The sequence below is a fragment of the Luteibacter sp. GL_149 genome, from assembly GCF_057834065.1.
In genome coordinates this window covers 3096822-3120096 of the sequence record NZ_CM174395.1, presented here as the reverse complement: position 1 = coordinate 3120096, position 23275 = coordinate 3096822, and the positions used below count along the sequence as shown (strand labels likewise).

The 23275-nt window shown below is 64.0% G+C and carries 25 protein-coding genes; 20 read left to right on the top strand and 5 right to left on the bottom strand.

The window, feature by feature from the left end:
- Positions 1-10: 10 nt before the first annotated feature.
- From aroC to accD, 10 genes are all read left to right on the top strand, one after another.
- The gene (gene aroC, locus AC3IR3_RS13835; RefSeq protein ID WP_489192935.1) at positions 11-1123 is read left to right on the top strand and encodes a chorismate synthase; all 1113 of its coding nucleotides are present in this window, start codon (positions 11-13) and stop codon (positions 1121-1123) included.
- Positions 1120-2112 (top strand): 2-hydroxyacid dehydrogenase, encoded by a 993-nt coding sequence (locus tag AC3IR3_RS13830; protein WP_489192934.1) that lies wholly within the window; start codon positions 1120-1122, stop codon positions 2110-2112. Before aroC ends, AC3IR3_RS13830 begins: the two co-directional genes overlap by 4 nt.
- Before the next feature lie 43 nt (positions 2113-2155).
- Positions 2156-3184: an aspartate-semialdehyde dehydrogenase gene (locus tag AC3IR3_RS13825; RefSeq protein WP_489192933.1), complete on the top strand. Its 1029-nt coding sequence runs from the start codon at positions 2156-2158 to the stop codon at positions 3182-3184.
- The gene (locus AC3IR3_RS13820; protein WP_489192931.1) at positions 3184-3468 is read left to right on the top strand and encodes a hypothetical protein; all 285 of its coding nucleotides are present in this window, start codon (positions 3184-3186) and stop codon (positions 3466-3468) included. Before AC3IR3_RS13825 ends, AC3IR3_RS13820 begins: the two co-directional genes overlap by 1 nt.
- Before the next feature lie 161 nt (positions 3469-3629).
- Positions 3630-6023: a motility hub landmark protein FimV gene (locus AC3IR3_RS13815; RefSeq protein ID WP_489192929.1), complete on the top strand. Its 2394-nt coding sequence runs from the start codon at positions 3630-3632 to the stop codon at positions 6021-6023.
- A 140-nt stretch (positions 6024-6163) separates the two neighbouring features.
- The gene (gene truA, locus AC3IR3_RS13810) at positions 6164-6931 is read left to right on the top strand and encodes a tRNA pseudouridine(38-40) synthase TruA (protein ID WP_489192928.1); all 768 of its coding nucleotides are present in this window, start codon (positions 6164-6166) and stop codon (positions 6929-6931) included.
- Positions 6928-7566 carry a phosphoribosylanthranilate isomerase gene (locus AC3IR3_RS13805; RefSeq protein WP_489192927.1) on the top strand — a complete coding sequence of 213 codons (639 nt, stop codon included), beginning with the start codon at positions 6928-6930 and terminating at the stop codon, positions 7564-7566. Before truA ends, AC3IR3_RS13805 begins: the two co-directional genes overlap by 4 nt.
- Before the next feature lie 34 nt (positions 7567-7600).
- A complete protein-coding gene (gene trpB / locus AC3IR3_RS13800) occupies positions 7601-8812 on the top strand; it encodes a tryptophan synthase subunit beta (protein ID WP_489192925.1) in 1212 nt (403 codons plus the stop codon).
- Positions 8812-9618, top strand: a complete 807-nt coding sequence (gene trpA, locus AC3IR3_RS13795) for a tryptophan synthase subunit alpha (protein WP_489192923.1) — start codon at positions 8812-8814, stop codon at positions 9616-9618. Before trpB ends, trpA begins: the two co-directional genes overlap by 1 nt.
- A 39-nt stretch (positions 9619-9657) precedes the next feature.
- A complete protein-coding gene (gene accD, locus AC3IR3_RS13790) occupies positions 9658-10527 on the top strand; it encodes an acetyl-CoA carboxylase, carboxyltransferase subunit beta (protein WP_489192921.1) in 870 nt (289 codons plus the stop codon).
- Between the two features lie 21 nt (positions 10528-10548).
- On the opposite strand, the gene AC3IR3_RS13785 is transcribed toward accD, so the two are convergent.
- Both AC3IR3_RS13785 and AC3IR3_RS13780 read right to left on the bottom strand, forming a co-directional pair.
- Positions 10549-11100 carry a phosphatase PAP2 family protein gene (locus AC3IR3_RS13785; RefSeq protein WP_489192920.1) on the bottom strand — a complete coding sequence of 184 codons (552 nt, stop codon included), beginning with the start codon at positions 11098-11100 and terminating at the stop codon, positions 10549-10551.
- Positions 11072-12232 (bottom strand): glycosyltransferase family 4 protein, encoded by a 1161-nt coding sequence (locus AC3IR3_RS13780; RefSeq protein ID WP_489192918.1) that lies wholly within the window; start codon positions 12230-12232, stop codon positions 11072-11074. Before AC3IR3_RS13780 ends, AC3IR3_RS13785 begins: the two co-directional genes overlap by 29 nt.
- 157 nt (positions 12233-12389) lie before the next feature.
- On the opposite strand from AC3IR3_RS13780, the gene gltX reads away from it, so the two are divergent.
- Genes gltX through AC3IR3_RS13765 form a run of 3 tightly spaced genes read left to right on the top strand, consistent with a single transcriptional unit; the run spans position 12390 to position 14678 of the window.
- Positions 12390-13793 (top strand): glutamate--tRNA ligase, encoded by a 1404-nt coding sequence (gene gltX / locus AC3IR3_RS13775; protein ID WP_489192916.1) that lies wholly within the window; start codon positions 12390-12392, stop codon positions 13791-13793.
- 14 nt (positions 13794-13807) lie between these two features.
- Positions 13808-14155 carry a hypothetical protein gene (locus tag AC3IR3_RS13770; protein ID WP_489192914.1) on the top strand — a complete coding sequence of 116 codons (348 nt, stop codon included), beginning with the start codon at positions 13808-13810 and terminating at the stop codon, positions 14153-14155.
- A gap of 43 nt (positions 14156-14198) precedes the next feature.
- Positions 14199-14678 (top strand): transcriptional repressor, encoded by a 480-nt coding sequence (locus AC3IR3_RS13765; RefSeq protein ID WP_207906809.1) that lies wholly within the window; start codon positions 14199-14201, stop codon positions 14676-14678.
- A 182-nt stretch (positions 14679-14860) separates the two neighbouring features.
- On the opposite strand, the gene AC3IR3_RS13760 is transcribed toward AC3IR3_RS13765, so the two are convergent.
- A complete protein-coding gene (locus AC3IR3_RS13760) occupies positions 14861-16864 on the bottom strand; it encodes a TonB-dependent receptor domain-containing protein (RefSeq protein WP_489192912.1) in 2004 nt (667 codons plus the stop codon).
- Positions 16865-16953: 89 nt separating this feature from the next.
- Between AC3IR3_RS13760 and AC3IR3_RS13755 the strand changes: the two genes are divergently transcribed.
- From AC3IR3_RS13755 to AC3IR3_RS13725, 7 genes are all read left to right on the top strand, one after another.
- Entirely contained in the window at positions 16954-17400 is a 447-nt protein-coding gene (locus tag AC3IR3_RS13755; protein WP_489192911.1) for a MerC domain-containing protein, read from the top strand.
- Between the two features lie 37 nt (positions 17401-17437).
- Positions 17438-18406 (top strand): cation diffusion facilitator family transporter, encoded by a 969-nt coding sequence (locus tag AC3IR3_RS13750; protein ID WP_489192909.1) that lies wholly within the window; start codon positions 17438-17440, stop codon positions 18404-18406.
- Positions 18407-18496: 90 nt separating this feature from the next.
- Positions 18497-18667 (top strand): 30S ribosomal protein THX, encoded by a 171-nt coding sequence (locus tag AC3IR3_RS13745; protein WP_489192908.1) that lies wholly within the window; start codon positions 18497-18499, stop codon positions 18665-18667.
- Between the two features lie 436 nt (positions 18668-19103).
- Positions 19104-19691, top strand: coding sequence for a hypothetical protein (locus tag AC3IR3_RS13740; RefSeq protein ID WP_489192906.1), 588 nt, complete (start codon positions 19104-19106; stop codon positions 19689-19691).
- Between the two features lie 329 nt (positions 19692-20020).
- Entirely contained in the window at positions 20021-20278 is a 258-nt protein-coding gene (locus AC3IR3_RS13735; RefSeq protein WP_489192904.1) for a hypothetical protein, read from the top strand.
- Positions 20279-20540: 262 nt separating this feature from the next.
- Positions 20541-21170 (top strand): hypothetical protein, encoded by a 630-nt coding sequence (locus AC3IR3_RS13730; RefSeq protein ID WP_489192903.1) that lies wholly within the window; start codon positions 20541-20543, stop codon positions 21168-21170.
- 226 nt (positions 21171-21396) lie between these two features.
- Complete coding sequence (locus AC3IR3_RS13725; RefSeq protein ID WP_489225024.1) at positions 21397-21840, top strand: hypothetical protein; 444 nt, start codon at positions 21397-21399, stop codon at positions 21838-21840.
- A gap of 129 nt (positions 21841-21969) precedes the next feature.
- Here AC3IR3_RS13725 and AC3IR3_RS13720 read toward each other — a convergent pair whose 3' ends face one another.
- Together AC3IR3_RS13720 and AC3IR3_RS13715 are read right to left on the bottom strand one after the other, a co-directional pair.
- The gene (locus AC3IR3_RS13720; protein ID WP_489192901.1) at positions 21970-22374 is read right to left on the bottom strand and encodes a hypothetical protein; all 405 of its coding nucleotides are present in this window, start codon (positions 22372-22374) and stop codon (positions 21970-21972) included.
- Positions 22375-22448: 74 nt separating this feature from the next.
- On the bottom strand, positions 22449-23246 hold the full coding sequence (locus tag AC3IR3_RS13715) for an FAD:protein FMN transferase (RefSeq protein ID WP_489192900.1): 798 nt from the start codon (positions 23244-23246) through the stop codon (positions 22449-22451).
- Positions 23247-23275: the final 29 nt, after the last annotated feature.

Genomic DNA, 23275 nt, shown 5'->3' with positions numbered 1-23275 from the left:
CGGAAAATCTGTGTCCTCCAATACGTTCGGCAAGATTCTCAGCGTTACCACGTTCGGCGAAAGCCACGGGCCGGCCATCGGTTGCGTTATCGACGGCTGCCCGCCGGGTCTGGCGCTCGAAGCCGACGATTTCCGCGTCGACCTGGATCGTCGTGCCACGGGACGTTCGCGGCATACCTCGCAACGCCGGGAAACCGACGATATCGAAATCCTTTCGGGGGTGTACGAGGGCCTGACCACGGGCACCCCCATCGCGCTGCTGATCCGTAACGTGGACGCGCGCTCGAAGGACTATGGCAACATCGTCGACACGTTCCGCCCGGGCCACGCCGACTATGCGTACTGGCAGAAGTACGGCATCCGCGACCCGCGTGGCGGTGGACGTTCGTCCGCCCGCGAAACGACGATGCGCGTGGCGGCCGGCACGGTGGCGAAGAAGTGGCTGGCGGAACGTTTCGGTATCGAAGTGCATGCGCACCTCGCGCAGATCGGCGACGTCGTTCCTCGCGGCTTCGATCCCACCGCTATCGAGACGAACGCGTTTTTCTGGCCCGATGCCGATCAGGTTCCCGAGCTCGAGACCTATATGGACGCCCTGCGCAAGTCCGGCGATTCGGTCGGCGCACGGGTGACGGTGATCGCCAGCGATGTACCGCCGGGTTGGGGCGAGCCGATCTACGGCAAGCTCGATGGCGACCTCGCCGCGGCGATGATGTCGATCAATGCCGTCAAAGGCGTGGAGATCGGCGACGGTTTCGCGGTGGTCGCGCAGAACGGCTCGGTTCATCGCGACCAGATGACGGCGGACGGCTTTACGTCCAACCATGCCGGTGGCGTGCTCGGTGGCATCAGCACCGGTCAGGCCGTGGTTGCCTCGATGGCGTTCAAGCCGACGTCCAGCATTCTCGTGCCGGGCCATAGCATCGACAAAGCCGGAAACCCGGTGGATGTCGTAACGAAAGGGCGCCACGATCCCTGCGTCGGCATCCGCGCCATTCCCATCGCCGAAGCCATGATGGCCCTGGTGCTGATGGATCATGCGCTGCGTCATCGCGCACAGTGCGCGGACGTGGGGCCGGTGTCGCCGCGTATCCCGGGCAGCATCGCGGAGGGTGCGCCGTGAGCGGCAAGCCTAAGCTCTGGATCTCCCGCCCCCTGTTTCCCGATGTGATCGAGCCGCTGCACGAATATTTCGAAGTGCACGCCGAGGCGGAAGAGCGGGTGTTGCCGCCCGACGTTCTCGTCGACCGGCTTGCCGGCGTGGAAGCCGCGATCGTCGGGCTCGCCGATCGTATCGATGCCGACGTGCTCGCCAAAGCGCCGTCGCTGCGTTTCGTCGCGAATCTGGGCGTGGGCTATAACAATCTCGACCTCGATGCGCTGAGCGCGGCGGGTGTCGGCGCGTCCAATACGCCCGACGTACTCAATGAAACGGTTGCCGATTACGCCTGGGCATTGATGCTTGGTGCCGCGCGGCGCGTGAGCGCCGCCGAGCGCTGGTTGCGCGACGGGCAGTGGACGTCGTCCCGTTTCGACGGTTGGCTGGGCGCCGATGTGCACGGCCGTACGCTGGGTATCCTCGGCATGGGCCGCATCGGGCAGGCCATCGCGCGGCGGGCCATCGGTTTTCGCACGCGGGTCATCTATCACAACCGTTCGCGGCTGGCGCCCGAGACCGAGCGCGAGTGCGTGGCCAGCTACGTCGACAAGGACACGCTCCTGCGCGAATCGGACCATCTGATTCTGGTGCTGCCGTTCACGCCGGCCAACCGCCACGCCATCGGCGCGGCCGAACTGGCGCGGATGAAGCCTGGCGCCATTCTTATTAATATCGCCCGCGGCGGCATCGTCGACGATGCCGCGCTGGCCGAAGCGCTGGCCCGTGGCACCATCGCCGGTGCGGCGCTGGATGTTTTCGAAGGCGAGCCGGCGGTCCATCCGGCGCTGCTGGAGCTCGACAACGTACTGCTCAGTCCGCATATCGCAAGCGCAAGTCGAGACACGCGTCGCGGTATGGCGGCGCTGGCCGTGGACAATGTGTTGGCTGCGTTCGGACATGGTCCGCATGCCGGCCGGCCGCCCACCTTATTGAATCCGGGTGTGCCGGCATAAGCCGGCCGCACCCTGTTCCCGCCCCCAAGACTATAAAGAGACGATGAGCAAGAAGACGAGTTACAAGGTGGCCATTGTCGGTGCGACCGGCGCCGTTGGCGAAACCCTGCTGTCCGTCCTCGCCGAGCGCGAGTTTCCGATCAGCGAACTGGTACCCCTTGCGAGCGAGCGCTCGGCCGGCGGTACGATCGAATTCGACGGAAAATCGATCGTCGTCAAAGACCTCGCCAAATACGACTTCGACGGCGTGGACATCGCTTTCTTCTCGGCCGGTGGTTCGGTCAGCCGCGAACACGCCCCGCGTGCGGCGGCGGCGGGTGCCGTCGTCATCGATAATACGTCCGAATTCCGTTACCAGGACGGCATTCCGCTGGTGATCAGCGAGGTCAATCCGCACGCCATCGCGGAGTACGCGAGCCACGGCATCATCGCGAATCCGAATTGCTCGACCATGCAGATGCTGGTTGCTCTGGCGCCGATCCACCGCGCCGTGGGTATCGAACGCATCAACGTCGCCACCTATCAGTCGGTATCCGGCGCGGGCCGCTCGGGCATGGAAGAGCTCGGCAAGCAGACCGCCGCGATGCTGAACTTCCAGCCCGTGGAAACGAATAAATTCGCTAAGCAGATAGCCTTCAACGTCATTCCGCACATCGACGACTTCCAGCCGAACGGCTACACCAAGGAAGAAATGAAGATGGTGTGGGAAACCCGGAAGATCCTGGAGGACGACACCATCCAGGTGAACCCGACCGCCGTGCGCGTGCCGGTGTTCTACGGTCACGCCGAAGCGGTGCATATCGAGACGCGCGAGAAGATCGATGCCGTGCGTGCCCGCGAGCTTCTCAGCGAAGCCCCAGGCGTCGTCGTAATGGACGAGCGGAAGGCGGGCGGTTATCCCACGCCAGTGACGGAGGCCGCCGGAAAGGATGCGGTCTTCGTCGGCCGTATCCGCGAGGACATCTCCCACGAGCGTGGTCTGGATCTGTGGGTCGTGTCGGACAACATCCGCAAGGGTGCCGCGCTGAACGCCATCCAGATCGCCGAAATCCTGATTCAGGATTATCTGTAATGAGGTGCGCCGTCGCGTTCGCCCTGCTCATGCTGTCGCCGCTTTACGCGGCGGCCGCACAGGACGGCACGGCGGCGCCCAAACCGGCTGTCCGTTCGCAGGTGGAATCCGCCCGCGCGGCCAAGGCCGCACAGGACGCCGAAATCCAGAAGTTACAGAAGCGTCTGGACGCTCTGGAGACCGACGGACGTAGCGCGGAAGACAAGCTGCGCGAGCGGGACCGTATCATCGCGGAGCTCCAGGCCGAGCTGGATGCTGCAAGTCGCCCTCAGGGGGGCAAGTAAGGGGAGCGTTCACGGGTTTCATGACGGCGTTAACGTTGTCGCGTAACTGCCCGTATCCGCTATTGTTCTTTCTTGGTGGGGTGAACTAAAGTGGCGCCTTTGCGGCCAACTGCCTTTCAGAGCAGGCCGCCGGCACCGGTTTTGTTCGGGGGAAGTGATTGATGAACCGTTCGTTGAAGCTATCGATCATGCTGGCGCTGGCCGTCGGTACAGGCCATGCATTGGCTCAGAATCTGGGCCAGGTTCAGGTCAGATCGACCATGGACCAGCCGCTGCTCGCGGACATTCCGCTCACAGACGTCTCCACCGATGCCAGCCGCATTCAGGTAACGCTCGCCTCCGAGGACGCTTTCTCGCACGCGGGAATCAACCGCAAGGGCCTCCCGGTCGCGTTGCAGTTCGCCGTTACCCGTAACGCGCAGGGGCAGCCGGTCATCCGCGTGACCAGCGCCGAGCCGGTGCGCGATACCTATCTCGATTTCCTGGTCGAAGTGAACGCCGGCGGTAATAAGGTCGTTCGCGAAGTGACCATGCTCCTCGACCCGCCGCGTGCCAGCGGTGTCGCTCCGGTCAGTGCCACGCAGCCTTCCTCCGCGGCTGCCCCGGCATCGTCGGGCAGTTCGCACGCCGCCAGTCGCGCGTCGGGCAGCACGGCCGCACCCACTGCACCACGGGCCGCCAAGGCAGCCGCCAAGCCAACGGCCACGCCCGGCGGCAGCTATGGTCCGGTCGAGCGCGGCCAGACGCTTTCCACCATCGCCCGCGAAGCGACCGGTGGCGGCGATATCAACCGCATGCTGGTGGCCTTGCACAAGGCTAATCCGGATGCCTTCTACCGCGACAACATGAATGCCCTGAAGACGGGCGCCGTGCTGCGCGTGCCCAGTGCCGAGGACGTCGAAGCCCTTAGCGCCGCCGCCGCGCTGGCGGAAGTGCGCAGGCAGAACGAGGACTGGCGCGGCGGCAGTGCACGCGCGCCGTCCGTGGTGGCCGACGCCGCCGCGACCGGTCAGGCCGCTCCTGCGCCGTCCGCGAAGAAAACAGCTTCCGACCGCCTGGCACTGGCTCCGGCCGCCGAGGGCGGCGACAGCGCTTCCACGCGCGCAGGCGTCGCCGGTGGCAAGGGCGATGCCGCGATCGCGGGTCTGAAGCAGGAGCTGGCGACATCGCAGGAATCCCTGGCTTCGATGAAGCAGCAGGGTGCCGAACTGAAGTCCCGTATCGGCGACCTCGAAGAAATCGACCAGAAAAACCAGCGCCTGCTGAGCCTGAAGGACGCGGAGATCGCCGACCTCCAGCGCAAGCTCGCCGAGACCCGCAAGGCGTCGGGCGAGCCGGTTCCGGCCGCGCCGGTCGCCGCGGCACCGGCTCCGGCAGCCACACCGGCAGTCACGCCGCCCGTCGCGGCAGTCGCGACGGCGCCCGCCACCGTGCCCGCCACGGGTGCGACGGTCGCCACGATGCCGCTCAAGGACGCCCAGCCGGCCATGCCGCCGCCCGTGGCCGCGAAACCGGTCCCCGCGCCAGCCAAGCCAGCCGCGAAGCCGCCTCTGACGCCGGTCGCTTCCAATGACGACCTCTGGTACATGCAGCCCTGGGCATGGGGCGCCGGTGGCGTCGTCGTCCTTCTGGGGTTGGTAGCCGCTGTCTTCGGTCGCCGCAAGACGCCGGCCACGGCATCGGTCGCGACATCGTCGCTGGCCGACCGTTTCGGTGACGAGCAGGCGTTCGACAGCTTCCATACCGGCGGACTCGATCAGGACCAGCGCGAATTGCTGGACGCACTGTCCGAGCATCCGGACGACATCGGTCTGCACCTGGAACTGGTCAGCCTCTACTACGGTCGTCGCGACGTCGAACATTTCGAAGCGTCCGCCGAAGCCATGTATGCGCACGTCGCCGATCCGCAACAGGCGGAATGGCAGGAAGTGGTGGGCATGGGGGAAGATCTGGCTCCCAGCCATCCGCTCTTCGGCGGCACGGGTGAGGAAGCCCTGATTCCGGATGACGAAGACGAAGCCGCCGCGCTGGAAGCGTTCGACCTCGACAGCTACGTCGAGACGCCGCATGAGCCGGAGCGTCCGGCTGTCACCACGCCGCACAAGCACAGCGAATATCACTTCAATTTCGACCTGACGCCGCAGCAGCGCGCGGATGCCGAGGCCCGCGACAGCGCGTCGGAAGCGTTCGACATCGGCACCCCCGACTCCCTGTATGTCGCACCGCCCGCCCATCGCGACGATGCGGTTTCGGCGTTCGACGATGTTCTTCCTCCCGAGCCGGTGCATCACCTGCCGGTCGCCGAAACGCCGCCCGCGGAAGAGGTTCCGTCCACCTGGAAGTTCGACGAGCCGTCGTTTGGCGACGAACCGTCGTTCGCTGCGGAAGCGGAAAACTTCAGCGACGACCCGGTCGACACCAAGCTCGACCTGGCCCGTGCTTACCTCGACATGGGCGATGCCGATGGCGCGCGTGCGATGCTCGAGGAAGTGATCGTCGAAGGTTCGCAGATGCAGCAGGACACGGCGCGCCGGATTTTGTCCGATATCGGCTGAAACCCTTCGCGAACGTAAAGCGGAAGCCGGCGAAAGCCGGCTTTTTGCTTTCTGCCGGTCCGGACCCGGGGGTGTTCCTGCAGCGCCCGGCTATCCGCGGGTGCTACCCTTACGCGTTTCCGCCACCTGTCCATTGCTCCATGCGCATTGCTCTAGGCGTCGAATACGACGGCACCGATTTTTTCGGCTGGCAACGGCTGAGCCATGCGTCGACCGTGCAGGGCGCGCTCGAAAAGGCGCTGGCCAGGGTCGCGGCGCAGCCTGTCGAGGTCACGGCCGCCGGCCGTACCGATGCGGGCGTGCATGGGCGCTGTCAGGTCGTTCATTTCGATACCGACGTGGTCCGCGACATGCGCGGCTGGATTCTCGGCGCATGCTCGAACCTGCCGCATTCCGTGGCGGTGACGTGGGCCCAGCCAGTGGCCGACGATTTCCATGCGCGCTTTTCCGCGCGCGCACGGCAGTATCGCTACCGTATTCTTCCGCGGCTGGTACGCCCGGCACTGGATGCCCGCTTCGTTGCGTGGGAGCGTCGCGCGCTGGATGCCGAAGCGATGCACGTCGCCGCACAAGCCCTGATCGGCGAACACGATTTCTCGGCGTTCCGGGCGATTTCCTGCCAGGCCACGCACGCGCGCCGCAACGTGCATTCGATTTCCGTGTTCCGCGAAGACAACCACGTCGTGGTCGAAATCCAGGCAAACGCGTTCCTGCATCACATGGTGCGCAATATCGTCGGTTCGCTGCTGCCCATCGGGCGCGGCGAACAGCCGGCGACGTGGATGGCCGAACTGCTGGAAGGACGTAACCGCGAGGTCGCCGGCGCCACCGCGCCTGCCGAAGGATTGACGTTTCTGGGCCCGCGCTACGAAGCGCACTGGGGCCTTCCCATGGAGGTGACATTGTGAGAACACGGATCGCAAGAACGCGGGTCAAATGCTGCGGTATCACGCGCGAAGAAGACGCCCGCCTTGCGGCGGACCTCGGCGCGGATGCCATCGGTTTCGTTTTTACCCGCCGCAGCAAGCGTTTCATCGAACCGGAAGCCGCCGCGCGCATTCGCGCCACCGTGCCGCCCTTCGTCAGCGTAGTGGCGTTGGTAATGGACGACGAACCGGACTGGATTGCCCATGTCGTCGACACCGTGCGCCCGGACATGCTCCAGTTCCATGGCAACGAACGCGACGACGACTGCGCCGCCTTTGGCCTGCGTTATCTGAAAGCCATCGCGATGGGCGAGGGCGCTTCGGCGCTGGCGCGCCTTCGCGATTATCCGCGTGCGGCAGGACTGCTTCTGGATGGGCACGGTCTGGGCGAAATGGGCGGCAGTGGCCATCGTTTCGACTGGTCGCTGATGCCGGCCGATCTGGAGCTGCCCCTGCTCCTGGCAGGCGGGCTCACCGCGGACAACGTCGCGCAGGCAATCGAAGTCGCGCGGCCGTGGGCCGTGGACGTGTCCAGCGGCATCGAGACGTCGCCGGGTATCAAGGATGGGGCTAAGATGGAGCGCTTCATTTCAGCCGTAAGGCGCGCATCGCCCTGACCAAGGCGCGCAGCAACCACAGGTAACGCAAGGCATGACCAAGATCGCGGATTTCCACGCCTATCCCGATGCGCACGGCCGCTTCGGCGACTACGGCGGTATCTATGTGGCCGAGACGCTCATGGAGCCCCTGGCCGAACTGACCGAAGCCTATAACCGTCTGCGCAACGATCCGGCGTTCATCGCCGAGCTGGACCGGGACCTGAAATACTACGTCGGCCGTCCCAGCCCGATCTATCACGCCGAGCGCCTGTCGAAACACGTCGGCGGCGCGAAAATCCTGCTGAAGCGCGAAGACCTGAACCACACGGGCGCGCACAAGATCAACAACACCGTCGGTCAGGCGCTGGTTGCCCGGCATATGGGCAAGACGCGCATCATCGCCGAGACCGGCGCGGGTCAGCATGGCGTCGCCAGTGCGACCGTCGCCGCGCGCATGGGTCTGAAGTGTGTCGTCTACATGGGCGCCGTCGATATCGAGCGGCAGAAGATCAACGTCTATCGCATGAAACTGCTCGGCGCCGAAGTGGTCCCGGTGACGTCAGGTTCGAAGACGTTGAAGGACGCGCTGAACGAAGCAATGCGCGACTGGGTCACCAACGTATCGGACACGTTCTACATCATCGGCACGGTCGCCGGTCCGCATCCTTATCCGCAGATGGTCCGCGATTTCAACGCCATCGTCGGTCGCGAAGCGCGCGAGCAGATGCTCGAACAGTACGGACGCCTGCCCGACGCGATTACCGCCTGCGTCGGCGGCGGTTCGAATGCGATCGGTCTTTTCCATGCGTTCCTCAACGACCGCGACGTGCGTATCGTCGGCGCGGAAGCGGCGGGCGACGGCATCGAGACCGGACGTCACGCGGCGTCGCTCTCCGCGGGTAAACCCGGTGTGCTGCACGGCAATCGTACCTACGTACTCAGCGACGAGAACGGTCAGATCGTCGAGACGCATTCGATTTCCGCCGGCCTCGATTATCCGGGCGTCGGCCCCGAGCATGCGTTCCTGAAGGATGCCGGTCGCGCGGAGTACGTCGGCGTAACCGACGACGAAGCATTGGAAGCGTTCCATCTGCTGGCGCGTACCGAAGGCATTCTGGCAGCACTGGAATCCAGCCATGCCATCGCGCAGGCGATGAAGCTCGCGCGCGAACTGCCGCCCGATGCGCTCGTGCTGGCCAATCTCTCCGGTCGCGGCGACAAAGATGTACACACCATCGCCGCACGTGAAGGTATCGAACTCTGATGACTCGTTTCGAACGACGTTTCGCGGCACTGAAGGCGGCCGGCCGCACCGGACTCATTCCTTTCGTCACCGCCGGGGATCCGTCGCCGGAGGCCGTCGTGCCGATGTTGCACGCGTTGGTGGCGGGCGGCGCCGATGCGATCGAGCTCGGCGTGCCGTTCTCCGATCCGATGGCCGATGGTCCGGTAATCCAGCATGCCAGCGAACGCGCGATCGCTCGCGGCGTCGGCCTGAAGCAGATCCTGGGCTGGGTTAAGACCTTTCGCGAGACCGACGCCGATACGCCGATCGTGCTCATGGGCTATCTCAACCCGGTCGAGATGTACGGCTACGAGCGCTTCGCCGACGACGCCGTCGCGGCCGGTGTGGATGGCGTCCTGCTGGTGGATTGCCCCATCGAGGAGTCCCACGTGCTTGCGCCGTTGCGCGCCGCGGGCCTCGACCAGATCCTGCTTGCGTCGCCCACGACCGCACCCGCGCGTATGGAAAGGCTCTGCGGGGCCGCTTCGGGTTTCCTGTATTATGTGTCGATGGCCGGCATCACGGGCAGCGACCAGCTAAGTACGGACGACATCGCAGCCCGGGTGGCTTCGATCCGTGCCATGTCCCGGGCTCCGGTCGCCGTCGGTTTCGGCGTTCGTAACGCCGAGAGTGCCGTTGCCATCGCGGCGTTCGCAGATGCCGTGGTTATTGGCAGCGCGCTCGTCGACCGGTTGGCTGGCGCCACGTCCGTCAAGGATGCCGCCGAACGTGCAAGCGGGTTCCTCGCGCCGATCCGGGCCGCGCTCGACGCGCGACCGGCCTGACGCGATCGGCCCGATGCGGATTAATACTGGAGTATTCGTATGAATTGGCTGCAGAAGATCATGACGCCGAAGACCCGCGCACAGAGCGCGACCGGCGGCAAGGGCAAGGTTCCCGAGGGCGTTTGGGAGAAGTGCGCGGGCTGCGGCACCGTGCTTTATCGCCCCGAACTCGAAAAATCGCTGATGGTGTGCCCCAAGTGCGGCCACCATCATGCCATCGGCGCCCGCACGCGTCTGACGGCGTTCTTCGACGAAAGCAGCACGACCGAACTCTGGCCGAAGCTCGAGCCGGTCGATGCGCTGAAGTTCAAGGATCAGAAGAAGTACAAGGACCGCATCGTGGCGGCCCAGAAGGCGACGGGCGAAAAAGATGCGCTGATCGCCATGTCGGGCAAGCTCCTCGATCGTCCGCTGGTTGCCGTGGCTTTCGAATACGCTTTCATGGGTGGATCGATGGGCTCGGTCGTCGGCGAAAAATTCGCCCGTGCCGCCGAGCAGGCGCTTGCGGAACGCAGCGGCCTGGTGTGCTTCTCCGCCACGGGTGGCGCACGCATGCAGGAAGGCCTGTTCTCGCTGATGCAGATGGCCAAGACGTCGGCGGCGCTCGCCCGTATGCGTGACGCAGGCGTGCCCTATATTTCGGTGCTGACGTATCCGACCACGGGCGGCGTGTCGGCCAGCCTCGGCATGCTCGGCGACCTCAACGTGGCCGAACCGAAGGCGCTGATCGGCTTCGCCGGCCCGCGCGTCATCGAGCAGACCGTGCGCGAAACGTTGCCGGAAGGCTTCCAGCGTTCCGAGTTCCTGGTGGAACACGGTGCGGTGGATGTCATCGTCGACCGCCGCGACATGCGCGACAAGCTGGGCGCGATGCTGGGCATCCTGTCGAAGGCGCCGCGCGCGGCGTAACCGCCACTCAGCGGCATGCGACTACAGCAAAGCCTGCACCGTCCGCCCCACCCAGATCGACGCCCCGCCCAGCCCACACCCAACCGCGATGGCCGCAAGGACATCGCTTGGGTAGTGCAGGCCCAGCACCACGCGGGACGCGGCCACCAGCGCCGTGAATCCCAGCAGCAATGGTGCGAGCATCGGGTAGTAAGTCAGCGCAACCACCGTGAACGACACGGCTTGCAGGGTATGTCCCGACGGGAAGCTGAACTCGTCCAGCGGCGGCACGTGGGCGATGACGCCCGGGCAGGTGCGGAAGGGGCGCGGCCGACGTGTCCAGCGCTTCAGTACGCGATAAAGCATCAGCGCGGTCAGTCCGGTCAGCGCCATCTGCACGGCCACCGCCACACCGTGCCAACCGCCGACGAGCGCGATCACGCTCATCAGCGCATACCAGAACACGCCATCGCCCAGACGGCTGACGATGCCGAAGAACACGCCTACGGCACGACGTGCGCCCCAGCGGTTGGCCGCGATGCACATGCGGCGGTCGAGGGGGATCTTAGGCGACGATGGCGGCAGGACGTTCATGGCGTGTTTCCTCGGCAAGCGTGCGCAGGAGGCTTTCGAAATCGGCGATCACGACGTCGGGCGAAAGAGACGACACGCTGAGGCACGCGGCGCGGCCCATGGCATGGCGCGCGGCGATATCGGCGCCGAGCGAGGCGCTGCGTTCGATAAATCCGGCTTCGTTACCCGGTACGACACGGATACCGTTCTGGCCATTCTGGATATGTTCGCGTGCCGCGCCCTCGCTATAGGCCACCACGGCCAGGCCAGAAGCCATGGCCTCCAGCAGCACGTTGCCGAAGGTCTCGGAAAGGCTCGGGAAGACGAACAGGTCGGCACTGGCGTAGGCGGCCGCCAGGGCATCCCCATGCAATACGCCCATGAAGATGAAATCCGGGTTCGCCGCCGCGATCGCGGCACGCGCGGGCCCGTCGCCGACAAAGACGTAGCGGGCTTCCGGCACCCGGCGTTGCAGCGCGCGGAATGCCGCCACGGACAGCGGCAGATTCTTCTCCGGCGCGATACGTCCGACATAAAGTACGACGGGCGTTTCTTCGCTGACGCCCCAGGTTTCCCGCAAGGCGGAATCGCGGCGCGACGGATGGAACTGCCGGGTGTCGACCGCGCGACGGAGCACGCGGACGTTGTTCACGCCCATCGTCGCCAGTTCTTCGGCAAGTGCCCGCGTCGGCACCAGCGTCGACAGGCTTCGCCGGTGGAAGCGTGCGAGATAGCTGCGTACCAGCGGCGTCAGCAGGCCGATGCCGTAGTGGTCGGCGTAGGTGTCGAAACGGGTATGGAAACCGGTAGCGACCGGAATGCCGAGGCGACGGGCGGCGCTGACCGCACTCCACCCCAGAGGGCCTTCCGTGGCCACATAGATCGCGTCCGGGCGGGATTCGCGCCACCGGCGTTCGAGCCGGTAACGGGCCGGCAGGCCGAAGCGCAGGCCGGCATAACGGGGCAGGGACACGCCTGCGACATCGAGGGCGTCGATACCGGCGTCGGGTATGCCGGACCGGTCGGGTCGCAACGGCCGCACGAGGTCGACCGTATGTCCGCGACGGACCATGCCGTGGGCAAGTGCCCGAACCGTGAGGGCAACGCCGTTTACCTCCGGTGGGTAGGTCTCGGTGACGATGCCGATGCGCATGGCGGTGCCTGGTAGCGTGGGCTCAGGTGCATGCTGGTCCCGGCCCGTGTCCGTGCGGTTATCGGGGCATGACGGGACGATGACGGCCCGGGCGTAGGGGAACATACCCCGCATCGGGTAAAATCGATCTTTCGTCCGCCTCCGACCAAAGTCCCCGATGACCGTTCGCACCCGTTTCGCCCCCAGTCCCACCGGCTACCTGCATATCGGCGGCGCGCGTACCGCGCTCTATTGCTGGCTGGAAGCCCGTCGTCGCGGCGGCACCTTCGTGTTGCGTATCGAAGACACGGACCAGGAGCGTTCGACCCAGGAGGCCGTCCAGGCGATCCTCGACGGGATGTCCTGGCTGGGCTTGCGTCACGACGAAGGCCCGTTCTATCAGACGCTGCGCATGGACCGTTATCGCGAAGTGGCCGACCGGCTGCTGCGCGAGGGCAAGGCGTACTACGCGTACGAGAGCAAGGAAGACATCGATGCCATGCGCAACGAGGCGATGGCGAAGGGGCTGAAGCCGCGCTACAACGGCTACTACCGCGATCGAAACGAACCCTGTCGCGACGATCCGAACCGCGTCATCCGTTTCAAGAATCCGACCAGCGGCAGCGTCGTATTCGACGACAAGGTGAAAGGGCGCATCGAGTGGTCGAACGAAGAACTCGACGATCTGGTCATTTTCCGTTCCGACGGTTTCCCGACCTATAACTTCGCGGTCGTCGTCGACGACATCGATATGGGCATCACCGAAGTCATCCGCGGCGACGACCATGTCAACAACACGCCTCGCCAGATCAACGTCTATCACGCACTGGGTGCGCCGGTACCGGAATTCGCGCACCTGCCGATGATCCTGGGACCGGATGGCCAGAAGCTTTCAAAGCGCCATGGCGCCGTCAGCGTCATGCAATACCGCGACGACGGTTTCCTGCCGCATGCGCTGCTCAACTATCTCGTGCGTCTGGGCTGGTCGCATGGCGATCAGGAAATCTTCTCGGTCGAGGACATGACGACGCTTTTCGATATCGCCGACGTCAATCGCGCGGCGTCGCGCTTCGATCTGGCCAAGCTCTCGTGGCTGAACCAGCATTACCTCAAGAACGACGATCCGCTCGAACTGGCCTCCGAATTCGAATGGCATCTGCGTCGCATCGGTATCGACCCCGACCAGGGTCCGGCGCCGGCCGACGTCATCGTCGCGCTGCGCGATCGCGTGCAGACGCTGAAGGAAATGGCCGAGCGAGCGCGCACGTGGTACGCGCCCATCGCCGAATGGGACGAGAAAGCCATCGAGAAGCACCTGAAGACCGACACGGCGCCGAAGGCGCTGGAAGAGGCAAAAACCCGTCTGGCGGCGCTCGACGAGTGGACGCCCGCCGCGATTCATGGCGTGGTCGAGCAGGTCGCTGCCGCACTGGAGCTGGGCATGGGCAAGGTCGCGGCACCGCTGCGCGTGGCCATGACCGGCACCCAGGTGTCGCCGTCGATCGAGCACACGATTTATCTCGCCGGGCGCGAAGGTGCCTTGCAGCGCATCGACGACGCACTGGTCCACGCACGCGGCTGATCGGCGGGGGCGTCTTGCCCTGTTCCCGTTCTTCACCGGGTGCCGCCTTCACGGATATCGCGCCATTGGACGAGCTGATCGACAAGGTCATGCAGGGCGTGGATCCCATGGATCCCGGCGCGTCGTGGACGATCCTCACGCGTCTGGTGGCGCTGACTCCGTGGTGGAGCCTGCTGGCCTGGACCGTTTTCTTCGTATTCGTGGGAGCCTTGCTGGGCTGGTGGCGCGGGCGGTTGAAGACTGGCATCGTCGCGGCATTGATCCTCGGCCCCTTCGGCTGGGTGGTGCCCTTCCTGCCCGTCCGACGAAAGCCAGGAGTACCGCCACCGTTGCCGTCGGCCAGGCCCTCGAAAAGGCGCTGAATCGCCCCGATGTTATGCTTCAGGCATCCCCGAGGTATTGCCCGTGACCACCGACTCGTCCCAGCACACGCATTCCCATCACCACGACGACGCTCGCAGCTTCGTGCGTGCAGTGGAAGACGCCAGTACGGAGCGTGGCCTTCGCCTGACGCCGCTGCGTCGCGAAGTGCTGCAACTGGTGGCCGCCGCCGGCAAGCCGGTAAAGGCCTACGACCTGCTCGACCGGCTGCGCGAGACGCATGGCAATGCCGCACCGCCGACGGTGTATCGCGCGCTGGACTTTCTGCTCGAGAACGGGTTCATCCATAAGCTTGAGTCGATCAACGCCTACGTTTCCTGCCACCATCCGGCCGAATCGCATCAGGTGCCTTTCCTGATCTGCGATGTCTGTTCGTGCGCGCAGGAAGTGTGCGACGAGCGCGTCGCGGAGCTGATCGAAGCGCAGGCGAAGGCGTTCGGCTTCCGCCCGCAGGCGCAGACGCTTGAGGTGCACGGCGTTTGCAAGAACTGTCGTAAGGCCTGAGTTCGCGGCCCTTTCCCTGGATTGTTCGTCGCTACCTTCGGGGTAGGAGCCGGCTTGCCGGCGAAAGCCTATAAGTGGTGAGACTGAAGACTTTCTTCGCGAGCCCGGATGTGGGGCTGCGGATGTTGCGCGTGGTGTCTTCGCTTCGTTGGCTTTCGCCGGCAAGCCCGGCTCCTACACGTTCAGAAGAACGCCCGCACACCCACCGATACATTCCGCCCCGGCATCGGGGCCACGTCCTTGAACAGCGACGTCGCCGGCCGGGCCGTCTGGTTGGTCAGATTATTGCCGTCGGCGAAAGCTTCCCACTGACTGCGTTCGTCGTTGACGAAGGTCCAGGCGACGTGCGCGTTCACCAGCGTGTAGCCCGCCGTATCGGTTTCGAACTCGGCAACCTTGTCCTGCTTGAAATAACGCACCGCGCCCACGCTCGCGCGCAGATTGTCGGCATGCCATTTCAGTTCGGCGCCGAGACGGCCGGCGGGAATGCGCGGAAGGTTGCCGCCGCCGTTGTCGAGCGTGGCGTGTACGGTGTCGCCGAAAGCGCGAAGGTCCCAGTTGCCGCTTGGACCCTTGGCCAGATGGAAGGTGGCTTCGGCTTCGGCGCCGCGGAACGTCGCGTCGTGCTGCGCCCAGTTGCGCACGGGCAGGTTGTCCTCGACGGTGCCTGTATCGGCGAGATAGATGAAGTCCTTGTAGCGGTTGTAGTAGATCGCGACCTTGCTTTCGACGACATCGCCATGGAAATGCAGTCCGAGTTCGGCCTGGTTCGACGATTCCTTACCGAGGTTCGGATCGCCGATTTCGAACGTAGCCGACGCGGCGTGCGGTCCGTTGGAGAAGAGTTCTTCTTCCGACGGTGCGCGTTCCGCGTGATCCAGATTGAAACTCAGGTGCCAGCGCTCGGCGAAGCGCCACGCGATACCGCCCGAAAGGCTGTTGGGATGGAAATCGCGCTTCGCGCCATTGACCGGCTGGACGCTCTGCGAATCGCGACGTGCGCCGAGTTCGATTTTCACCGGACCGAAGTCGCGCTGTTCGGTGAGGAATACGCCGATACCTTTCGTGGTGGTCGCGGGAACGAAGGTCTCTTCGCCGACGGCCGCGAACTGGCGATGCTGGGTCTGTACGCCAAACGCGCCCTCCCATCCGGCCACCGGGGCATGGGTGACGACCAGGCGTCCCTGATTGCTGTTCGTCGAGAAGCTCGTGCCCGGTGTGTCGCCTTCGTATTCGACGTGCTGATAGCTGTTGTGGCCGAGATTGAATTCGATTTTTTCGATACCCTCGAACGGCTGCACGAAACCGCCTTTAAGGTTGTAATTCGTCTGCGCCATCTTGATGTGGACGGCCGGCTCGCCTTCTTCCGGATTGCCGGGTTCGGCGGGGCTGCCGTAAAGATCCATGAAGCGCGATACCGAGAGACCGAGGTAACCCCACGTGCCGAGTACGGATGCACCGACCGAGCCCGACGTCGTTTTCACCGCGCTATTGGCCAGCGTGCCACCCGGGATGTCGTAATCGCCGTTGTCGCGGTGCATGCCGTCGACGTGAATGGCAAAACGATCGTTGCCCGCGTCCATGCGAACGAGGCCGGTCTGGCCGTCCGACACGCTGTCGTTGCGCAGTTCCGCGCGCCCGGCGAATCCGTTCTCGGGAGCTTTCTCGGGTACGCGTCCGTCGACGACGTTGACCACGCCGCCGATCGCACCCGAACCGTAAAGCAGCGTCGACGGGCCTTTCAGGACTTCGATCTGGTCGGCGAGAAACGGTTCGAGCGTGACGGCATGATCCTGGCTGACGTTCGAAACGTCCTGCGAGGACAGGCCATTCTCGAGGACCGACACGCGCGGGCCGTCCAGGCCGCGGATCACGGGGCGGCCTACCGCTGTGCCCAGGGCGGTGCTTTGCACGCCCGGAATGCCGGAGACGGTTTCGCCGAGCGAGACGCTCCTGGCGTCGTCCAGGCGAGACCCGGCCAGCACCGCGACCGGCGCGACGATCTGGTCGGCGTTCCGCCCGAGCGGGACAGCGGTCACCACGATGGCATCGAGATTCCGGGTGTTCTTGCGGGTCGTGCCCGTGGACGTGTCCTGTACGGCATCGTCGGCCGCATCGGCTGCGAGAGCGGGGAGGGCGGTGCCGAACGTGGCGGCGAGGGTCAGGGCTAGCAAGGTGTTGCGCATCGAGGGCGTACTCCGTGGTTCATTTTTGCAATGTTATAAAGTAACATCGCTTGCCAGCACCTGTGCAACTAGTCACGCTATCCACTCTTATGACGCCAGAAACCGACGATTCATCGACCCCTCGCCGCTGGTGGCACGCCGCCGACCGGCTTGGCGCCACCGCCTCGTTCCTTTGCGCCCTTCACTGCGCGGCGTTGCCGTTCGTCCTGGCGTTGCTGCCGGTTATCGGACTGGGTTTCCTTGCGGATCATCGCTTCGAAGCCGCTTTCGTCGGCTTTGCCTGCGTCCTGGCTACGTTTGTGCTCCTGGCGGGTTATCGCCGGCATCGCAGACGGCTGCCGCTGGCCCTCGTCGCACCCGGGCTCTTGCTGCTGATTCTTGGCGTCACGTTCCTGCACAGCAATTCGCTGATCGTGCACAGCGTGCTGGTGACCTGCGGCGGTTTGCTCGTCGCATCGGCGCATTTCGTCAACCTGCGCGTGGACAAGAGCGAGCATGCCGGGCATCTGCACGGTCCCGAATGCGCGCATCCGTGATTGTGTAACCGGCGGGGCTATCCCTAGCATTCCGCACATGGCTCATTCACACGATCACGACCACGCGTCTCACAAGCACGATCATGGGCATGCCCATGGCGATGCGCACGACCACGCGCCATCCAGCGAACGCAAACTGTTATTCGCTTTTGCACTGACCACGGCGATGCTCTTCGTCGAAGCGGCGGGCGGCTTCGTTTCCGGATCGCTGGCGCTGCTGGCCGACGCGGGGCACATGCTTGTCGACGCGCTGGCGCTGCTGCTGGCCTTCCTCGGCGCCCGTTTCGCGGCCCGGCCCGCCGACGCGCGACGCACCTACGGATACGGCCGCATCGAAGTGCTTGCGGGCTTCGTCAACGCGCTGACCCAGTTCGCGCTGGTGGCTTTCATCGTCTTCGAAGCCGTCCAGCGTCTGTTCGATCCGCAGCCGATTCTCTCGGGCGTCATGCTGATCGTCGCCGTCGTCGGACTGATAGTGAACGTGATCGTGCTGCGCTCCCTGCATCACCACGATCCGGACGACGTGAACATCGCCGGCGCGAGCCTGCACGTGCTGGGCGACCTGCTGGGCTCGGTCGCCGCCATCCTCGCGGCGCTGGCCGTGCGCTGGATGGGCTGGCTCTGGGCCGATCCGGTCCTGTCGGTACTGGTATCCCTGCTGATCCTGCGCAGCGCGTGGACGCTGCTGCGCCGTTCGTCGCATATTTTGCTGGAGGGAACCCCGGACGGCGTTGACCTCACCGAAGTCGAGGAAACGCTGCGCACTGTCGATCCGGCTATTGTCGGCGTGCATCACGTGCATGTCTGGCAGGTGACCGCGGGCTCACGCATGGCCACCCTGCATGCCGAGTTGACGGAAGGCGCCGACCAGGGTCGCGTCCTGCTGGCCATCAAGACCTTGCTGAACGAGCGTTACAGCGTAGGCCACGCCACGGTCCAGTTCGACCCGGGCCCGTGCGCGGACGACCTGGAGGGCTGTTCCGACGGGTCTCACCGCGTTCGTTGACCCTCGTGAGTCCGGTATCCCTTGCGCTTTGCGTGGGCGCTGTTACGATGGTCGGCCGTTCCGTCCGTTTATGAATTCAAGGAGTTCCCCATGGGTAAGGGTGATCGCAGGACCCGCCGCGGTAAGATCAATCGTGCCAGCTACGGCAACGCACGCCCACATACCGACGTCGTCACCGGCGTTGTAGCGAAGCCGGCAGCAGCCCCCAAGGCCGCCGCCGCTCCGAAGAAGGCAGCTGCGCCGCGTAAGAAGTCGGCCTGATCCCAGGTTGGCCCGATCCGGTCGACTTTCTGAGTCGGCTGATCTCAACGCCGCTGCGACATGAAAACCCCCGCCTTGCGGGGGTTTTTGTTTTTGGGGCTTCGGGAACAATCGTTTCTGATTATCGTGACTCACATGCGTTGCCCGTCTTGCGCAGCGAGCATCCATATATTTCAACAGGGCAGGGAAGATGAAGCACTTCACCAAATACCGCCGGGCATGCCGGGTCGTATGTATTGCCACAGCCACGATTTGCACGATTGTTCCTGCCACGTTCGCGTACGCGGCTCCGCCTCCGGGTGCCGCGGCTCAGATGCAAGCGGCGAGCGATTTCCGGGCGCTGATGGCCGCGTCGGAAACCAAGCATGAGATGCCTCGCCTGTCGGACCCGGCGGTTGCGGCCGCTCTGCGCACGCTGTCGGACGTCAACGGCACATTGGGCGTACAGCGCTATACCAAGGACGATATCGGAACGCTGCTCGATGTTTGCGGTAAGGCAAACGAGGTCATGGTGAAGTATGCGTTGCATGGTGCCGAGAGCCTGCGCGACGCAGCGAAGGGGGATCAAGCCGCGCTCGTCGCGAAGGTCGCTGCCCTGGGTAATGCAAACGTAGTGAAGTATCAGGATGAAATCGCGCCATTGATTGCGTTTGGCACGGAATGCTCGGCGCGCACGATTCCGGCCATGACGGACTTCGTTGCCTCGCTGCCACCCGAACAGATGACGCCGGTGCGAAAAAGCGGTATCGCCCAGACGCGTAACGGTGTTTATGCCACGGTGGCTGGAGCGCTCATGACCGCGAACGCCGCCGAGTTTCGCCCGGCGAACCGGCGGCAGATCGTTGCGGCGGTCGCAAAGAACGCGAACGTTCTGGCAGCATTCCTTCCTATTGCTTACCGCGCGCAGATCGTACAAATCGCGACAGGCATGATGGCCTCGGCGACGGATGGCATTAAACCAGCGGTGACGAAAATTTCAGAGGCGATGACGTCAGCCGAGTGCACCGGTCTTTGCGCGATCTGAGATGCTGGCCAACTCCGACCATCACTCTCAAGAATATTCGTCGCGTTTTTCGGAATAATCGGATTGTTGCGAGGACGACGGGCTGGGATGCTTTGCCGGTCGTCGACTCTTTCGGCGGCTGGGTGTCGAAACCCATACTGAGGTGACTACGCAGGCTGGCTGTTGCCACCTGCGTTCACTCCCGCGTGTTTACGGCGGGCGTGTCGGGCGGGCTTCGGCCTGGCCGGGTTTGGTCATTCAGACGGTTTTCGACCCCGACACGTCCGCCACCCTTTACGGGGTGGCGGCTCATCGGACACAAGGAACCGTCAATACCGCATCCCGAATCTTTGCTGCACGTCGCCTGTCCCCTCTGCGCGGGCAATCTCGATCTTCCGGCGCAAGCGCTGCACGACGCGGCCTATTCCCGCATGACCGCGGCGAAGTCGCTTCTGCGGATGATGTCGTTGACTGCCAATACCGATTTCGATCCGGACGATATGGCGCGGGCCATGTCGTCGCTGGGAGATTTGGCGGACGAGGCGGCGGATCTCGTCCTGGCGTTGTATCGGGCAAAGGCCGCGGATGCGACGATCGCCCTGCGATAACTGAGCGTCCGATATCGAATCATATCGAGCCCGGGGTTCGACCCAAACGACGGCATGCGTCGATGGCACCCCAAGTCTTCTGGGGGTTTCCTCGCTACGCGTAAACGCATGTAGGAATAATCCTACAGATCACGTTAGCTATCTCGCGTATCGTTCCCCCTTTGTCGGCGGCGTGCACATCGTCTCCCGACATGGGTTTGAGTATGTTTGCAGGGGGACAGGGGAAATGAAGCGCATCACCAAACGCCACCGGGTTTGCCGGATGGCATGTATTGCCGTAGCCGCTATCGGCACGATCACTTCCGTTGCGGCATCCACCGCCCCGACGGGCCTGGTTTCGGCGCTGGTCGCTTGCGACGGAGGATTCTTCCGTTACATGGCCGGGCATCCGGAACTGGCGGACTATGGGAAGACCGAGTCTCCGCGTCCTGGCTACGCACGCTTCGCTGGCAATGTCGCGGACTCCAGATACCTTAAAGCGACGTTCTCGAAACCCAAGGACGAAGGCGCCGGTCTGCAGGTTGTCGGATTTATGTTCGACCCCTCTGCGTCGGGTGTTTTCTGGGGTGTTTATCTCAACGGAAGCCCGTCGCAAGCATCGGGGGCAGTAGCGCCCCTCGTCGATCCCGCGCAGGGCCGTCAGATGAAGCGTGAAGGTTCGTACGTGCGTGTTGAAATTTGGGATGGCAGCGCATGGGTCGCGCCACGGGTTGCCGCTGGCAAGGGATGGCCAGTCACCCGGATGCCGGAGCGTGTGCTTGAACTGTCGGCGGATACGCTTCCCGATGGCAGCAAGGGCACGCTCCTTGCCTGCTCGTTACAGAACGACTTCAAACCGATCGACCCGGTACTTACTAAAGACATTTTTCCGGATGCCGTTAAAGCGAACTGAGCATCGTTTTGTGGCGCCCGGGGTATCGGAGTGGCCACCCGGATTTTTCTGTTGTTGTTCAGTGCGCAAATAAGAGAAGGGTGTCGTGAGAAAAATAATCGCAGGTTCGCTGCTGACTTGCCTTGCCCTGTGTGGCTGTCAGCAAGCTGTAAGACCAAGCACCAGTACCAAACCGGACGGCGCATCGGCCCGGCTTCGGCTCGACTATGACAACGAGCGTTCCGGCGTGGAAGTGGTCACCAACATGGTTTGCAGCGGCGATCAGCCGAAGGCTGGCAGGACCATGGTCGGTTCGCCTCACATGACGAAGAAAGAAGCCTTGACGCTTCTTAAGCCCGCTCCGACAAGCATTGGAATGCCGAAGTGGAGCAAAACGCCTCCCGTCTACTACGAGTACTACATCGAGGCTGATAAGCCGGCCGTTATCCGGGTTACGTACAACATCGCACCTGTCGACTCGAGCGTCAGGGTGATCGGCAACGCCAACTGCCTCAAGGAGTTTTCATTCCATCCGCAGGGTGGCAAGGACTATGAAATCAAACCGGGCGATGGCTGCTACGTAAATGTATTCGAATTGACATCGCATGGTGGAGTATCGGTCGAAGCAACTCCGGTCACGATCAGTCCCGCGACGACGTGCGATCAAAGCGCGGCAACGGACGTTTTGTAGTCATTTTATTTTCAAGGAGTAGATGTGAGTAAGTTGACCTTGTTGGATGACCTCGAATAAGCGGGCTCGGGCCAAAGGGAAGCCGGCCACTTTTTTTCTTGGCCGACTCTCGCGGGACGAGGGCGAGATTCAACGTCGTCCGGAACGACGCCGTCCAAGGACGATATGGATTGCCAGCAGCACCGGTAACGCAAGCCCCGTCGCCCAATGGGTGACGGCGCTGATATCTCGCCAGCGGTCGTCGGTCAGGTAATAGAGCAGATAGCCGGTGATGGTTAGCCAGACCAGCAGTCCCACGGCGAATCCACCGGAGATACGTTGCCGTTGCGTACGCCAGCCGGCCACGATGTGAACGCCCCATACCAGGCCGAAACCCCACAGTGAGGCAAATGCCATGGCGGCGTGCAGTCGTAGCCACCATGTTTCCAGTGGCTGCGGTTCGTCTCCGAAGGGTCCTTTATGCATCAACGCGTAATGAAAGACCAGCCAGAGCACGCCGCTTAGCCACAGCGTCCAGCCGATGGCATACACCATGTATCGGCGTTGGCGCGAGAGTCGAAGAGACGTTCGATGCTGGCCTACGACATTGTGGGGATGCGTATGCGTCTTCACGTCGAAATGCCAAGTTGAGTCCAGTGGCCTGCCGCATCCTGCAGGTAAGCCACCGCGTTGTAATGATGCAGGAGATCGGTGCTCTGCGTTCCCATGGCCATGACGGCCTTGGTCAGTGCGTCGGCGTGCATGCATTGTTCCGCGACCACGGTGACGCTCTGATTCAGACCCATGGTCGAGCGATGCCGTCCGTCGAAATGCGGCCCGGTTCCCGCCGTGGAAAATGCCCGTCCGCTACTGGTTGCCATCGATGCCTCGCCCAGTTCGATCACGGGGTAGTGGGCGGGTTGTGTCTCGTCGGTGGCGATGGCGACCCGATGCGGTTCTTCGCCAAGGGTGCGCAAGTCGCCGCCGGCGTTGACGCATGCATGGGCGACACCGTGCGAGCGCAGCACATCGATGGCCCGGTCGACGGCATAGCCTTTCGCGATGCCGCCAAGATCGATCCAGAGCGGCCGTCGCAGACTCACGCTGCGGTCGTCGTCCATGTCGATGTCTTTCCAGCTGGCTCCATCTGTCGGCAACGATCCACCGGTTGGAGCCGGAAGCAGACCTCCGGCGACCAGTTGCGCCGCGATAGTGACGTCGAAGGCGCCATCGGTACGGTCGGACAATGTCAGCGCTTCGCGCAGAACTGCGGCCGTTTGCACATCGAGGACAACGCGCTCTCCCGGCACCGCCGCATGCAGACGCGACAGATCGCTGCCTGCTTCGTGGAAGCTCATCAGCGCATGGACGCGTTCGATGGCGGAAAACGCTTCGTCGATCGCCCGATGCGCACGTGCTTCGTCCATGCGGTCGATACGGATGCTTACCGTCGTGC